A 14,496-nucleotide genomic window follows, 5' to 3' on the forward strand; every position below is an offset into this window, starting at 1 on the left:
GGCTCAGCCGCTGATCTTGGGCAGGGGCAGGGGGATGCCGACGTCGTGCTTCTCCTGCATGACGTCGCGGCGGAAGCGGTAGGTTTCGGCCGGGCGGCCCCGGCCGGAGGTCTCCAGCTGGCCGGTCGCCTCGACCAATTCGCCGGCGATCACGGTGCGGCGGAAATTCTGCTTGTGGACTTCGATGCCCGACAGCGCCTCCACGACTTTCTGGAGCCGCAGCAGGGTGAATTCGGGGGGCAGCAGGTCGAAGACCACGGGGCGATAGTCGATCTTGCCGCGCAGCCGGCCGAGTGCCGAGGCCAGCACCCGGCGATTGTCCAGCGCCATGGAATGGCCGAGTGCGCGGGCGGCGGCGAGCTGTTCCGGCGGGGTCACGGGCACCGGCGTGCCCTTGGCCTGGGCGACCACCACGCCGTCGCGGATCGCTTCCTTCACGAGGCCTGCGGAATAGAGCAATTCGTAGCGATCGAGGCAGCGCAACAGGTCGAAATGGGCGGTGCCGGCGACCGGGCCGAAGGCGATCGCCGCCCGTTCCATGCGGGCGCGGGCCGTGCGGGCGTCGGGGGCGGCGTCGATCCAGCGGGTCAGGGCCGGGCGGATCACGCCGTCGATGACGTCGGGCCGGCCCTTCCGCCAATCTTCCCACGGCAGGAAGGAATACCACGAGCGCCATTCCGCCTCGCCGCTGCCGGCCAGCGGCATTTCCTGGCCGAGCGCCAGATAGGCGACGGAGACCACGCGGGGGCCGCCCAGCAACTCGCGGGGATCGCGGTTCTCGTTGGCGAAGGTATAGAGCTGTTCGACATAGCGAAGGCCGATACCGGTCTGTTCCGCCACCCATTGCCGAAGCCCGAGTTCGAGGGTGCGGTGGTGTTCCGGCACGAAGGGGCCGAAGGGCAGGGTCTCGGGCGTGTCGAAGGTCGGCGGCAGCAGGCCCTGCTGCGCCGGGGTCGCGAGATCATGGGTCATGCGCCGGGCGACCAGCACGCGCGGATCCTCCTCCGTCACCGCGACGATGACGGCGGTCAGGCCGATGCTGACCCCGCGCTGATTGTGGTCCCCGACAGGGGATTGTTCGACCATGACGAAGCTCCCCTCGACGGAGGGAAGATAGGCGATGGGGCGAAAAAGGAAAGGCGGGTGTCCGCCTTTCCGATCAGCCCGCCACGATCAGGGCGTGGCGCTTCTTGCCGGCCGAAAGTTTCACGCCGGCGCCCGAAACCTCGGTCAGCTTGGCGAACTCGTCGGTCACGGTGACGTCGTCCAGCTTCACGCCCTTGCCCTTGATCAGGCGCCGCGCCTCGCCGTTCGACGATGCCATGCCGGCCTGGACCAGAAGCTCATAGACGTTGATGCCGGCGGCGATCGTGTCCCGCGCCACTTCGACCTTGGGCAGGCTGTCGGCGGCGGCGCCTTCCTCGAAGGTCCGGCGCGCGGTTTCCGCCGCCGCCTCGGCCTCGTCGCGGCCATGGGCCAGCGCCGTCGCCTCGGTCGCCAGGATCTTCTTGGCGTCGTTCAATTCGGCGCCTTCGAGGGTTTCGAGGCGGGCGACCTCGGCTTCCGGCACTTCGGTGAAGAGACGCAGGAAGCGGCCCACGTCGCCGTCCTCGGTGTTGCGCCAGAACTGCCAATAGTCATAGGGGCTGCGGGCGTCCGCGTTCAGCCAGACGGCGCCCGAGGCGGTCTTGCCCATCTTGGCGCCCGACGCCGTGGTGATCAGGGGCGAGGTCAGGCCATAGAGCTGCACGTCGGCGGTGCGCCGGCCGAGATCGACACCCTGAACGATGTTGCCCCATTGATCGGAGCCGCCCATCTGCAGGCGCACGCCATGGTTCCGCGCCAGTTCGACGAAGTCGTAAGCCTGGAGGATCATGTAGTTGAATTCCAGGAACGACAGATTCTGCTCGCGGTCCAGGCGGATCTTCACACTGTCCTGCGACAGCATGCGGTTGACCGAGAAGTGACGGCCATAGTCGCGCAGGAAGGCGATGTAATTCAGCTTCGACAGCCATTCGTCGTTGTCGACCATGACCGCGTCGGTCGGCCCGTCGCCGAAGGTCAGGAACTTGGCGAAGACGCGCTTGATACCGGCCAGATTCTCGGCGATCCGGGCTTCGTCCAGCAGGGGACGGGACTCGTCACGGAACGAGGGATCGCCGATCTTGGTGGTGCCGCCGCCCATCAGGACGATCGGCTTGTGCCCGGCCTGCTGCATCCGGCGCAGCATCATGATCTGCACCAGCGAACCGACATGGAGCGACGGCGCCGTCGCATCGAAGCCGATATAGGCCGCGAAGGGCGTGCGCTCGGCGGCGAGCGCATCCAGCCCTTCGAGGTCGGTGCATTGGTGGATGTAGCGGCGTTCCGTCAGGACCCGCAGGAATTCGGATTTCAAGCTCGTCATGGCGCAGGCGATGTAGCATGAAGGGACGGCGAAGGACAATCGCCCTGGGGGCTTCATTCCAATGCGTCATCCCGGCGAAGGCCGGGATCTTTCGACGCCTTGGAGCGGCGCTTTTCCGTTGGGAGGTCCCGGCCTGCGCCGGGACGACGAGAGGTTTCGGGATCGGAGGAGACTGCTACGGCCATGAAGGCACTCGGGTTGATGAGCGGGACGTCCCTCGACGGGATCGACCTTGCGGTGATCGAGACCGATGGCGAGCGGGTGGTGGCGCTGGGGCCGGTGACCACGGTGGCGCATCTGCCGGCGACGCGCGCGGCCTGTCGCGAGGCGAGCCGGCTGGCGGCGGATTGGCGTAACGGGGATCCGGTGCCGGCTGCGGTCGCGGATGCCGAGGCGCGGATCACGGAAGCCCATCGCCTCGCCATCCATCACTTTCTCGATCAGGCCGGGGCCGGGATCGACGTCATCGGTTTTCACGGCCAGACCATCATGCATCGTCCGGGCGCGGGCCTGACCTGGCAGATCGGCGACGGTCAGGCGCTGGCCGATGAGTTCGGCATCGACGTCGTCGGCCAGATGCGCCTTGCCGATGTCGGCGCGGGCGGGCAGGGCGCGCCCCTGGCACCGCTTTATCACCGCGCTCTGGCGCGCGATCTCGCGGGGCCGGTCGCCGTGCTCAATCTCGGCGGGGTCGGCAACGTCACCTGGATCGGCGAGGGCGAGGCGGAGCCCGTGGCTTTCGATACCGGGCCCGGCAATGCCTTGATCGACGATTGGGCGCTCCAGCACACGGGCGTGCCGGTCGATCGTGACGGGGCACTGGCCGCCGCCGGGCGCGTCCATCACGACGTGCTTTCGGCGATGATGGATCATCCCTTCTTCGATCAGCCGGCGCCCAAGTCGCTGGACCGGGACGATTTCACGCCGGCACCGGCGCGCGGCCTGTCGGCGGCGGATGGCGCGGCGACCCTGACCGCCTTCACGGTGGAGACGGTGGCGATGGCCGGACGGCATTTTCCGGCGCCGGTGACGCGGATGCTGGTCACCGGGGGCGGACGGCTGAACCCTGTCCTGATGGCGATGCTGGAAAGGCGCCTCGGTGTGCCGGTGGAACCGGTGGAGGCGGTGGGCTGGCGCGGCGACAGTCTGGAGGCGGAGGCCTTCGGCTTTCTCGCGGTGCGCAGCCGGATGGGCTTGCCGCTCAGCGTGCCGGGGACGACGGGCGTGCCCCGGCCGCTGACCGGCGGTCAGCTCTTCAGGCCGAGGCGCATGTCGAGATAGGCGCCGACGTGGCCGGTCATCTGGTCCATCTCGTTCTCGAAGAAATGGCCGGCGCCTTCGATCGTCTCGTATTTCACCTTGATGCCGCGCTGGTTGGACAGGCGGGTGGCGAGCTTCGCGACATCCGGTTCCGAAACCACCTGATCGGCGGTGCCCTGGACGATCAACCCGTCGGACGGGCAGGGCGCCAGGAAGGTGAAGTCGTATTTGCTGGCGGGCGGCGAGATCGAGATGAAGCCGTTGATCTCCGGCCGGCGCATCAGGAGCTGCATGCCGATCCAGGCGCCGAAGGAAAAGCCGGCCACCCAGCATTCCGCCGCCGACGGGTTGTAGCTCTGCATCCAGTCCAGCGCCGAGGCGGCGTCCGACAATTCGCCGGCGCCATTGTCGAAGGTGCCCTGGCTGCGCCCGACGCCCCGGAAATTGAAGCGCATCACCGAGAAGCCGCGCGACACGAAGGTGTGGAACAGGTTGTAGACCACCTTGTTGTTCATGGTCCCGCCGAACTGCGGGTGGGGGTGCAGGACGAGCGCGATGGGCGCGCCGGTGCCGGCATGGTGGTAGCGGCCTTCGAGTCGGCCGGCCGGACCGTTGAAGATGATCTCAGGCATTCCGGTTCCTTTGCACCATACCCGATCTCTGCACTCGGTTTTTAAGCGGACCGGAAGGGCCATCGCATTGAGACATGGCCCCAATGTCCGCTCAAATACTTGACTAGCACAGTCGGACAACCTAAATCTGACCTCGGAAGTCGGGCTTTGCGGAACCCGGCGCCGAAAGGCTTGGCGGGGCGGGTTTATACACGGCCGGCTTTCGCCGATGCAAGAAAACTCGCGATTCGAGGCGCCTGGCGCGCCCGGAATGCGGTCGAACAGGAGGATGCGGATGTTCGCACGCCTGAAGGACGAGATCGACAGCTACATCGCGCGCGACCCGGCGGCCCGGTCGCGCGTCGAGGTTCTGCTGTCCTACCCGAGTTTTCATGCGATCGCCCTGCATCGCGTGTCCCACTGGCTGTGGCTGCGGCGCTGGCGCCTGACAGCGCGCTGGCTGTCCTATGTCGCGCGGCTGTTCACGGGGATCGAGATTCACCCGGGCGCCAGGATCGGCCGGCGGTTCTTCATCGATCACGGCCTGGGTGTCGTCATCGGCGAGACGGCGGAGATCGGGGACGACGTCACCCTCTATCACGACGTCACCCTGGGCGGCCTGCTGCCCTCCGTGAATTCCCGCTCCCAGGTCGGGGTGAAGCGCCATCCGACGCTGCGTGACAGGGTCATCGTCGGCTCCGGCGCCCAGATCCTGGGCCCGATCACGGTTGGCGAGGATGCCCGCGTCGGCGCCAATGCGGTCGTCGTCACGGATGTCGTGCCGGGGACCACGGTGGTCGGCATTCCGGCGAAGGCGACGGGCGCGCCGCGTCTCGTCGATCGGGCGCTGGACTTCTGCGCCTATGGCACGGAAGGCGGGCGCATGCCCGACCCGACCGAGGAAGAGATCGAGAATCTGGTGGCCCGCATGCAGGCCCTGTCCGCCCGCGTGGCGGAACTGGAGGCGCGCCTCGACGGCGGCGCCGAAAGTCGCGGCGAAGTGGTGGAGGGCCCGCGTGCCGCCACCCGGAACCCGCCCGCCAGAAGCCGGAATTGAGGAGGCGGTTCGATGAAACTATCCACGCGCGGTCGCTACGCCGTCATGGCGATGGTCGATCTCGCCGCCCATGCCGAGGACGGCAAGCCGGTCTCGCTGGCCGATATCGCCGAGCGGCAGGAAATCTCGCTGTCCTATCTCGAGCAATTGTTCGGCAAGCTGCGCCGTGGCGGCCTGGTGAAGAGCGTGCGCGGGCCGGGCGGCGGCTATGTCCTCGGCCGCGTGGCGGAAGAGACACGGATCGCCGACATCGTGCTGGCCGTCGACGAGCCGATCACCGCGACCCGCTGCCAGCTCGGGACCTCGGTCGGCTGCCGGGGCAACCGCAGCCGCTGCGCGACCCATGATCTCTGGGAAGAGCTGAGCCATCAGATCCATCTCTATCTGTCCAGCGTGTCGCTGGCCGACGTGGTGGCCCGCCGGGTTCTGGGCGGCCTGCGCAAGGCGCCGGCCCAGGACACGGTCGAATGGGTCGCCTGAGCGACCACCCTGAGAGACCTCAAGGAGTAGACGAACGCCATGACCAATGTCGCCACCTATCTCGACTACAACGCGGGCGCCCCGGCGCGCCCGGCGGTGGTCGATGCCGTGGTGGCGGCGCTGGCGATCGGCGGCAATCCCTCCTCGGTCCATCGCGCCGGACGGCTGGCGCGCCGCGCGATCGAGGATGCGCGCGAGACGGTGGCGGAAACGGTCGGCGCCGAGGCGTCGGAAGTGATCTTCACATCGGGCGGCACGGAAGCGAACAACCTCGCCCTGCTGGGCGCCGTGCGCCGGGGCCTGGCGGCGCGCCTGATCGTCTCGGCGATCGAACATGATTCCATCCGCGCGGCGGCGGAAGGGGCGGGCGTTCCCGTCGCCCTCGTGCCGGTCGATCGCGACGGTGTCGTCGACCTCGATGCCCTGGACCGCCTGCTGGCGGACGGGCAGGGGCCGGCGCTGGTCTCCGTCATGCTGGCGAACAACGAGACCGGCGTGATCCAGCCGGTGGCCGAGGTCGCGCGCATCGCCCGCGGCCACGGCGCCCTGGTCCACAGCGACGCGGTGCAGGCGCTGGGCAAGGGCGCGGTCGATTTCTCGGCGCTGGACGTCGACATGATGACGGTCTCCGCACACAAGATCGGCGGGCCGGCCGGTGTCGGCGCCCTGGTGAAGCGCGCCGGGATCGACCTTTTGCCGCTGTCGCTGGGCGGTGGCCAGGATTATGGCCGTCGGCCGGGAACCGAGAATCTGGCGGGTATCGCCGGCTTCGCGGCGGCGGCGAAATGCCTCGGCGGTGACGCGGACGTGACGGCGCTGCGCGACCGGCTGGAGCGCGAAGTGCTGGCCCAGGTGCCCGGCACGCGGATCTTCGGGGCGGGGGCCGCGCGGGTCGGCAATACCGCCTGCATCGGTCTTTCGAACGTCAAGGCGGAAACCCAGGTCATGGCGCTCGATCTTGCCGGCGTGCTGGTCGGCGCGGGATCGGCCTGTTCGTCGGGCAAGGTCCGGCCGAGCCCGGTTCTGACCGCCATGGGGGAAAGCGAAGCGGTGGCGCGCAGCGCCATTCGCGTCAGTCTCGGCTGGGCTTCGGTCGCGGGGGATGTCGACCGCTTCCTGGCCGCCTATATCGAGTTCGCGGGCCGCGCCTTGCAGGCACGGGCCGCCGTTGTGCAAAAGGAAAGCAATCATGGCTGATGGAAACGGCGCGCGGGGCACGGCGGATGTCCGCCCCAACATCCAGCTTCCCATCTATCTGGATTATCAGGCGACCACGCCGCTGGACCCGCGCGTGCTCGACGCCATGATGCCCTATTTCACCACCAAGTTCGGCAACCCCCACAGCCGCAGCCACAAGTTCGGCTGGGAAGCCGAGGAAGGGGTGGAAGAAGCAAGGGGCGAAGTGGCGAAGCTGATCGGCGCCGACCCGCGCGAGGTGATCTTCACCTCGGGCGCGACGGAGTCCAACAATCTCGCGATCAAGGGCGTCGCCCTGTTCAACAAGGACAGGAAGAACGAGATCGTGACCGTGGTGACCGAGCATAAATGCGTGCTCGACACCTGCCGCCACCTGGAACAGGAAGGCTTCAAGGTCACCTATCTGCCGGTCGGCGAGAACGGCCTGATCGATCTCGACCAGCTCCGCGCGGCGGTGACGGACAAGACCGCTCTGGTCTCGATCATGGCCGTCAACAACGAGATCGGCGTCATCCAGCCGATCGCCGAGGCGGCCGCGATCGCCCATGAGAAGGGCGCCCTGTTCCATACCGACGCCGCGCAGGCCGCCGGCAAGATCCCGCTGGACGTGAACGCCATGGGCATCGACCTGATGTCCATCTCCGGCCACAAGCTCTATGGGCCGAAGGGCGTGGGCGCGCTCTATGTCCGGCGGAAGCCCCGCGTGCGCCTGGTCGCCCAGATGAACGGCGGCGGGCAGGAGCGCGGCATGCGTTCAGGCACCCTGGCGCCGCCGCTCTGCGTCGGTCTGGGTGAAGCGTGCCGCATCGCCCGCGAAGAAATGATCAAGGACAATGCGCGCATCAAGGCGCTGTCCGAGAAATTCTATGAGACCGTGAAGGCCAAGCTGCCGGACGTCTTCCTGAACGGCGACAAGGACCGGCGCTATCCCGGCAACCTGAACCTGTCCTTCGCCTATGTGGAAGGCGAATCCCTGATCATGGGGATCAAGGATCTGGCGGTCTCGTCCGGTTCCGCCTGCACCTCGGCATCGCTGGAGCCGTCCTATGTGCTCCGTGCGCTCGGCGTCGAGGAAGAGCTGGCGCATACCTCCATCCGGTTCGGCTTCGGTCGCTTCACGACCGAGGCGGAAATCGACTACGCCGCCGACACGATCGTCAATCGTGTCAGCAAGCTGCGGGAAATGAGCCCGCTCTGGGAAATGGTCCAGGATGGTATCGACCTCAAGTCGATCCAGTGGTCCGATCACTGAGCGGCAGAACACAGGAGATTACACCATGGCCTATAGCGACAAGCTGGTCGATCACTACGAGAACCCCCGCAACGTCGGCTCCTTCGCCAAGGGCGACGAGGGCGTGGGCACCGGTCTGGTCGGCGCGCCGGCCTGCGGCGACGTCATGAAGCTGCAGATCAAGGTCAGCCCCGAGGGCCTGATCGAGGACGCCAAGTTCAAGACCTTCGGCTGCGGCTCGGCGATCGCGTCGTCCAGCCTCGTCACCGAATGGGTGAAGGGTAAGAGCCTGGATGAAGCGGCGACGATCAGGAACACCGACATCGCCAAGCACCTGGCCCTGCCGCCGGTGAAGATCCATTGCTCCGTGCTGGCCGAAGACGCGATCAAGGCCGCCATCGCCGACTACAAGGCGAAGCACGAGAAGGCGTAAGGAGTAAGGCGATGGCAGCCCTCGCGCGCCAGATCATGGAAGTGACCGAGCCGGCGGCGGCCCGGGTGAAGGAATTGCTGGAAAAGCGCGGCAAGCCTTCGGTCGGGGTGCGCATCGGCGTGCGCACCGCCGGCTGTTCGGGGATGCAGTACACGCTCGAATACGCCGACGAGAAGGGCAAGTTCGACGAGGTGGTGGAGGACAAGGGCGTCACCATCCTGGTCGAACCCAAGGCGGTGATGTTCCTGATCGGCACCAAGATGGATTTCGAGCAGGACAAGCTGAAATCCGGTTTCACCTTCATCAACCCGAACGAGAAGGCCCGCTGCGGCTGCGGCGAATCCTTCCACGTCTGATGTGATGATGGTGGAGCCGGCCGAACGCCCGATTTCCTGCGCGTCCTGCGGCGGCGAGGTGGCGGATGCGATCTGCGCCGCCTGCAATGCGTTGCAACCGCCGGGCCAGATCGACCATTTCGCGCGCCTCGGTGTCGACCGCTCCTATGCCGTCGATCCGGCGGCGCTGGAACGGGCCTATTTCGCGGCTCAGCGCCGCTTTCACCCCGATCGCTTCGCCGGGCGCGGGGCGAAGGAGAAGACTTTCTCCCTTCAGCACGCGACCCTGATCAACGAAGCCTATGAGACGCTGCGCGACCCTTTGGCGCGCGCGCGTTACCTCCTCGAACTCGAAGGGCGGCCCCTGCCGGGCGGTGACGGCCAGACCATCGCCGATCCCGAATTGCTGATGGCGGCCATGGAATGGCGCGAGGCGCTGGAAGAGGCGGAGACGCCGGACCAGATCGCCGACATCGCCAGACGGCTTGTCGCCGAGACGGGCGAGGTCGAAGCCGCCCTCGGCACGGCTTTCGCCGCCCATGACCTGGACAGCGCGATCCATGAGGCCCTGCGCCTGTCCTATCTCGTCAAACTAGGGAGCGAGTTGAAGCGCCGCCGCGCGCCCGGACTCGCAAGGATCTGATGCTTCTCGACATTCACGAACCCGGACAGACCCCGCTGCCCCACGCGGGCGAGTCCGATACCGCGGCCGTCGGCATCGACCTCGGCACCACCAATTCCCTCGTCGCCCTGTCCCTGGACGGCAAGCCGGAGATCCTGCGCGATGCGCTGGGCGACGGCATCGTGCCTTCCGTCGTCGCCTATCTGGAAGGCGAGGACGAGCCGGTGGTCGGCCGCGTCGCCATGCGGATCATGGAGGCCGAGCCCGAGGCCGTCGTCGCCTCGGTGAAGCGCCTCATGGGTCGTGGCACCGGCGATGTCGCCGTATTGGGCGGCCATCTGGCGCAGAAGATCCATGATGACGGCCCCGGCGATGGAACCGAAGGCGGCATGGTGAAGCTGGACGTCGGCGGGCGCGTGGTCTCGCCGGTCGAGGTTTCGGCGGAAATTCTGCGCACGCTGCGCCAGCGCGCCGAAATGGCGCTGGGCAAGGGCGTGGACCGGGCCGTGATCACGGTGCCGGCCTATTTCGACGACAGTGCGCGCACCGCGACGCGGGATGCCGCGCGTCTCGCCGGTCTCGAGGTGCTGCGCCTCGTCAACGAGCCGACGGCGGCGGCGCTGGCCTATGGTCTCGATCGCGGGGCGGAGGGGCTCTATGCCGTCTATGATCTCGGCGGCGGTACCTTCGACGTCTCGCTCCTGAAGCTGGAAAAAGGCGTGTTCCAGGTTCTCGCCACGGGCGGCGACGCGGCGCTTGGCGGCGACGATCTCGACCGGGCGCTGGCCCAGCATCTGATCGACGCACGCGGCGATGCCATCGCGGCCGGGGACGTGAAGCCGGTATTGGCCACGGCACGGCGGGCCAAGGAAATGCTGACCGATGCGGAGAAGGTCGAGGTCGACCTCGACTTCGGCGGCAAGGCCACGCGCCATGTGGTGACGCGGGCCGAATTCGAGGCGCTGATCGCGCCCCTGGTGGCGCGCACGACCGAGGCGGCGGGGGCGGTGCTGCACGACGCGGGTGTCGAGGCCGGGGCGCTTTCGGGCGTGGTGCTGGTCGGCGGCTCCACCCGGGTGCCCCTGGTGCGGGCGGAAGTCGCGCGCGTCTTCGGGCGCGCGCCCCTGGGGGACATCGACCCGGACGAGGTGGTGGCGCTGGGGGCCGCGCTTCAGGCGGAGGCGTTGACGCGGGGTTCGGACACGTTGCTGCTGGACGTGGTGCCCCTGTCGCTGGGGCTGGAGACCATGGGCGGATTGATCGAGAAGGTGATTCCGCGCAATACGCCGATCCCGGTCTCCCGCGCCCAGGATTTCACCACCTATCAGGACGGCCAGAGCGCCATGGCGATCCATGTCGTTCAGGGCGAACGCGAGATGGTCGATCAGAATCGCTCGCTGGCGCGCTTCGTGCTGGCCGGGATTCCGCCCATGGTGGCGGGGGCCGCGCGTATCCGCGTCACCTTCACCGTCGATGCCGACGGCCTGCTGACCGTCACCGCGAGGGAGGCGGGGACGGGCGTGGAAGCCCATGTCGAAGTGAAACCATCCTATGGTCTTTCGGAAGAGGAGATGGGCGACATGCTGCGCGCCTCCCTCGAAAACGCCCGGGCGGACGTCACCACGCGCCTGTTGGCGGAAGCCCGTGTGGATGCAAGGCGCTTGATCCTGGCCCTCGAATCGGCACTGGCGGTCGACGGCGACCTGTTGTCCGCCGAGGAACGGGGCGGGATTGATGATGCCCGCGCGGCATTGGAAACCGCCATGGCGGGCGAGGACCGGGAGACGGTGATCGCCGCGACCGAGGCGCTGGAAACCGCCGGCCGGCCCTTCGCCGAGCGGCGCATGGACCGCAACATTCGCCGCGCGCTTTCGGGTGTGGAGGTCAGCCGGCTTGAATCGCGGCTGCAGGCGGGCTAAAGCCTGCGATCGGATTTCTGGAGTTATGCATATGCCCAAGATGGTCTTCATCAGCCCCGACGGCAAGACACGGACCGAGGTCGACGCCCCGGTCGGCCTTTCGGTGCTGGAGATCGCCCACCGCAACAAGATCGACCTCGAGGGCGCCTGCGAAGGCTCGCTCGCCTGTTCGACCTGCCATGTGATCGTGGACCCTGAATATTTCGGGGCCCTGCCCGAGGCGACGGAAGAGGAAGAGGACATGCTGGACCTGGCCTTCGGTCTGTCCCATACCTCGCGCCTCGGCTGCCAGATCATCATGTCCGAGGATCTGGACGGTCTGGTGGTGTCGCTGCCGGCGGCCACCCGCAACATGATGGTCGACAAATAGGGCACGCTCATGCGCTGGACCGACGTCTATGATATCGCCGCCGGGCTCGAGGATGCGCACCCGGACGTGGACGTCGTGAATCTGCGCTTTACCGACCTGCACAAATGGGTACTGGCGCTGGACGGCTTCTCGGACGATCCCGAGCGTTCGAACGAGAAGATTCTCGAAGCCATTCAGGCCGCCTGGATCGAGGAACGCGAATGACCACCCTGTTCGACCGGCTGCGCGATGGCGCGGCCGAGGATTGGCACGCCTATTTCGCCCATCCCTTCGTGGACGGCTTGGCCCATGGCACGCTGCCCGAGGCGGCCTTTCGCCATTATCTGGTGCAGGACTATCTGTTCCTGATCCATTTCGCGCGGGCCTATGGGCTGGCCGTCGTCAAGGCCGACGATCTGGCCGCCATGCGCGCCGCGACGGCGACGCTGGATGCCCTGATCAATCATGAAATGAAGCTGCACGTTGATTTCGCGGCGGGCTGGGGCATTTCGCCGGAAGAGATGGAACAGGCCCCCGAGGCGCCGGAATGCATGGCCTATACCCGCTATGTCCTGGACCGGGGGCTGGCCGGGGACGTGCTGGACCTCAAGGTGGCGCTGGCGCCCTGCGTCGTCGGCTATCGCGAGATCGCGCAGGCGATCGCGGCGCGGCCCGATTATGTCGCCGACGGCAATCCCTATGCCCCCTGGGTGGCGATGTATGCCGGCGCCGAATATGCCGCTGTCGCCGATGCCGCCGTCGCCGAACTCGACCGTCTGGCCGCGGCCCGGCTGACCGAGGCGCGCCTGCCCGCGCTGACCCGCACCTTCGCCGAAGCCTGCCGCCTCGAAGCCGGCTTCTGGGAGATGGGCTGGCAGGCCGGGCAGGGGGACAAGCCACCCCGCTTCTGGTCCAAGCTGTTCCGCAAGCGCGGGTGACCGGCTCCGCCCTTTATTCCGATCCGGCGCTCGCCCGGTTCTACGACCTCGAAAATGGCTGGGGCGCGGACTTCGATTTCATTCGCGCGACGGCCCGGCCCGGCTCTTCCGTGCTGGATCTCGGCTGCGGCACCGGCGAACTGGCGGCCGGGCTCGCCGAGACCTGCCGGGTCACGGCCGTCGATCCGGCCCCGGCCATGCTGGACATCGCCCGGGCGCGGGACGGGGGCAGGGCGCGGGGCGGAGGTGGGGCGGTCGACTGGCGCCTGGGCGATGCCCGCGTGCTCGACCTCGACCAGAGGTTCGATCTCGTGGTGCTGACCGGGCACGCCTTCCAGGTGTTCCTGACGCCGGGCGATCAGGCCGCCGTGCTCGCCACCATCGCCCGTCATCTGGCGCCCGGCGGACGTTTCCTCTTCGACAGCCGCAATCCGAAGGTCGCCGCCTGGCGGCGCTGGACACCCGAAGCCTCGCGCCGGACGATCGTGGACCCGGTACTGGGCGAACTCGTGGCCTGGAACGACGTGCGTCAGGATCCGGCAACCGGGGTGGTCACTTACGAGACATTCTACCAGGCAGGCGACCGGCGTCTCGCCGCCAGCGCCGATCTCCGCTTCTCGACCCAGGCGGAACTGGCCGATCTGATCGCGGCGGCGGGCCTCGGCGTCGAACGCTGGCTCGGAAACTGGACGGGCGCGCCCTTCACGCCGGACGCGCCCGAAATCATCCCGATCGGCGCTGCCCCTCACCCCAGCCCTCTCCCCAAAGGGGCGAGGGGGCAGAGCGAGCCCTGACCGGACTCCCTCGCCCCGTAAGCGGGGGGAGGGTTGGGGTGAGGGGTGAGACGCTGCCTTTTACTTCCCGGCGAAATGCGCCGGGCGCTTCTGCAGGAAGGCGGCGACGCCTTCCTGGAAGTCGGCGGTCTGGCCGGCGGCACGCTGGAGCTGGCGTTCGAGGTCGAGCTGCTGGTCGTAGCTGCTCTCCAGGCTCGCCTGCATCATCTTGCGGATCATGCCCAGCGTCTTGGTCGGGCCCTTGGCCAGCCTGCCAGCGATCTCCATCGCCGTCGGCATCAGGTCGGCGTCCTCGACCACGCGGTTGATCAGGCCCCATTCGAGCGCCTTCTCGGCCGGCAGCTTCTCGGCCATCAGGGCAAGCTCGATGGCCCGCGCGCGTCCCACGAGGCGCGGCAGCAGCCAGGACGAGCCGCCGTCCGGCACCAGGCCGATCTTGGCGAAGGCCTGGAGGAAGCTGGCGGATTTCGCCGCGATGACCATGTCGCCCATCAACGCGAAGCTCATGCCGACACCGGCGGCGGCGCCATTGACGGCGGTGACGATGGGCACGCGCAGGTCGCGCAGGCGCTTGAACAGCGGATTGTAGAATTCCTCCAGCACCCTGCCGACGTCGGGCACGCCGTCGCCGAGCAGGGCGCCGGGGTCGGACAGATTGGCGCCGGCGCAGAAGCCCCGGCCCGTGCCGGTGATCACCAGGGCGCGCACGCCCTGGGCCGCATCCTCGACAATGGCGATGGCGGCGCCCAGCTCGCGCACCATCGACGTGGTGACCGCATTCATGGCGGCGGGATCATTGAAGGCGATGACCATCACGCCGTCTTCGATGGTGACGGTGATCTTCTCGAACGCATGGGCCATGG

Annotated in this window: 17 protein-coding genes; 13 read left to right on the plus strand and 4 right to left on the minus strand. The window is 67.8% G+C overall.

Features of this window, described 5'->3' with window-relative positions; genetic code table 11:
• Positions 1-3: 3 nt before the first annotated feature.
• Positions 4-1,086: an NUDIX hydrolase gene (locus L2U69_RS02525; protein ID WP_236104772.1), complete on the minus strand. Its 1,083-nt coding sequence runs from the start codon at positions 1,084-1,086 to the stop codon at positions 4-6.
• A 73-nt stretch (positions 1,087-1,159) separates the two neighbouring features.
• Complete coding sequence (gene tyrS / locus L2U69_RS02530; protein ID WP_236104773.1) at positions 1,160-2,407, minus strand: tyrosine--tRNA ligase; 1,248 nt, start codon at positions 2,405-2,407, stop codon at positions 1,160-1,162.
• Between the two features lie 183 nt (positions 2,408-2,590).
• On the opposite strand from tyrS, the gene L2U69_RS02535 reads away from it, so the two are divergent.
• A complete protein-coding gene (locus L2U69_RS02535; protein ID WP_236104774.1) occupies positions 2,591-3,688 on the plus strand; it encodes an anhydro-N-acetylmuramic acid kinase in 1,098 nt (365 codons plus the stop codon).
• Here L2U69_RS02535 and L2U69_RS02540 read toward each other — a convergent pair.
• Positions 3,655-4,299: an alpha/beta hydrolase gene (locus L2U69_RS02540; protein ID WP_236104775.1), complete on the minus strand. Its 645-nt coding sequence runs from the start codon at positions 4,297-4,299 to the stop codon at positions 3,655-3,657. The genes L2U69_RS02535 and L2U69_RS02540 overlap by 34 nt on opposite strands.
• A 274-nt stretch (positions 4,300-4,573) precedes the next feature.
• Here L2U69_RS02540 and cysE point away from each other — a divergent pair, with 274 nt between their 5' ends.
• Genes cysE through L2U69_RS02600 form a run of 12 tightly spaced genes read left to right on the plus strand, consistent with a single transcriptional unit; the run spans position 4,574 to position 13,633 of the window.
• The gene (cysE, locus tag L2U69_RS02545) at positions 4,574-5,335 is read left to right on the plus strand and encodes a serine O-acetyltransferase (protein WP_236104776.1); all 762 of its coding nucleotides are present in this window, start codon (positions 4,574-4,576) and stop codon (positions 5,333-5,335) included.
• 12 nt (positions 5,336-5,347) lie between these two features.
• Positions 5,348-5,815 carry an Rrf2 family transcriptional regulator gene (locus L2U69_RS02550; RefSeq protein WP_236104777.1) on the plus strand — a complete coding sequence of 156 codons (468 nt, stop codon included), beginning with the start codon at positions 5,348-5,350 and terminating at the stop codon, positions 5,813-5,815.
• A gap of 39 nt (positions 5,816-5,854) precedes the next feature.
• Positions 5,855-7,012 carry a cysteine desulfurase family protein gene (locus L2U69_RS02555; RefSeq protein ID WP_236104778.1) on the plus strand — a complete coding sequence of 386 codons (1,158 nt, stop codon included), beginning with the start codon at positions 5,855-5,857 and terminating at the stop codon, positions 7,010-7,012.
• Positions 7,005-8,264 carry an IscS subfamily cysteine desulfurase gene (locus tag L2U69_RS02560; protein WP_268967204.1) on the plus strand — a complete coding sequence of 420 codons (1,260 nt, stop codon included), beginning with the start codon at positions 7,005-7,007 and terminating at the stop codon, positions 8,262-8,264. The genes L2U69_RS02555 and L2U69_RS02560 overlap by 8 nt, the downstream gene beginning before the upstream one ends.
• A 25-nt stretch (positions 8,265-8,289) precedes the next feature.
• Positions 8,290-8,676, plus strand: coding sequence for a Fe-S cluster assembly scaffold IscU (iscU, locus tag L2U69_RS02565; RefSeq protein ID WP_236104779.1), 387 nt, complete (start codon positions 8,290-8,292; stop codon positions 8,674-8,676).
• 11 nt (positions 8,677-8,687) lie between these two features.
• Positions 8,688-9,032 (plus strand): HesB/IscA family protein, encoded by a 345-nt coding sequence (locus L2U69_RS02570; RefSeq protein ID WP_236104780.1) that lies wholly within the window; start codon positions 8,688-8,690, stop codon positions 9,030-9,032.
• Positions 9,033-9,039: 7 nt separating this feature from the next.
• Entirely contained in the window at positions 9,040-9,654 is a 615-nt protein-coding gene (hscB, locus tag L2U69_RS02575) for a Fe-S protein assembly co-chaperone HscB (RefSeq protein WP_236104781.1), read from the plus strand.
• Positions 9,654-11,552 (plus strand): Fe-S protein assembly chaperone HscA, encoded by a 1,899-nt coding sequence (gene hscA, locus L2U69_RS02580; protein ID WP_236104782.1) that lies wholly within the window; start codon positions 9,654-9,656, stop codon positions 11,550-11,552. Before hscB ends, hscA begins: the two co-directional genes overlap by 1 nt.
• Before the next feature lie 31 nt (positions 11,553-11,583).
• Positions 11,584-11,922 carry a ferredoxin family 2Fe-2S iron-sulfur cluster binding protein gene (locus L2U69_RS02585; RefSeq protein ID WP_236104783.1) on the plus strand — a complete coding sequence of 113 codons (339 nt, stop codon included), beginning with the start codon at positions 11,584-11,586 and terminating at the stop codon, positions 11,920-11,922.
• 9 nt (positions 11,923-11,931) lie between these two features.
• Positions 11,932-12,126: a Fe-S cluster assembly protein IscX gene (gene iscX, locus L2U69_RS02590; RefSeq protein WP_236104784.1), complete on the plus strand. Its 195-nt coding sequence runs from the start codon at positions 11,932-11,934 to the stop codon at positions 12,124-12,126.
• Complete coding sequence (gene tenA / locus L2U69_RS02595; RefSeq protein ID WP_236104785.1) at positions 12,123-12,839, plus strand: thiaminase II; 717 nt, start codon at positions 12,123-12,125, stop codon at positions 12,837-12,839. Before iscX ends, tenA begins: the two co-directional genes overlap by 4 nt.
• Positions 12,836-13,633, plus strand: coding sequence for a class I SAM-dependent methyltransferase (locus L2U69_RS02600; protein WP_236104786.1), 798 nt, complete (start codon positions 12,836-12,838; stop codon positions 13,631-13,633). The genes tenA and L2U69_RS02600 overlap by 4 nt, the downstream gene beginning before the upstream one ends.
• Before the next feature lie 60 nt (positions 13,634-13,693).
• Here L2U69_RS02600 and L2U69_RS02605 read toward each other — a convergent pair whose 3' ends face one another.
• Entirely contained in the window at positions 13,694-14,494 is an 801-nt protein-coding gene (locus L2U69_RS02605) for an enoyl-CoA hydratase/isomerase (protein WP_236104787.1), read from the minus strand.
• Positions 14,495-14,496: the final 2 nt, after the last annotated feature.

The sequence above is a fragment of the Zavarzinia marina genome (assembly GCF_021568905.1).
In the GTDB taxonomy this organism is placed as follows: Bacteria; Pseudomonadota; Alphaproteobacteria; order Zavarziniales; family Zavarziniaceae; genus Zavarzinia; species Zavarzinia marina.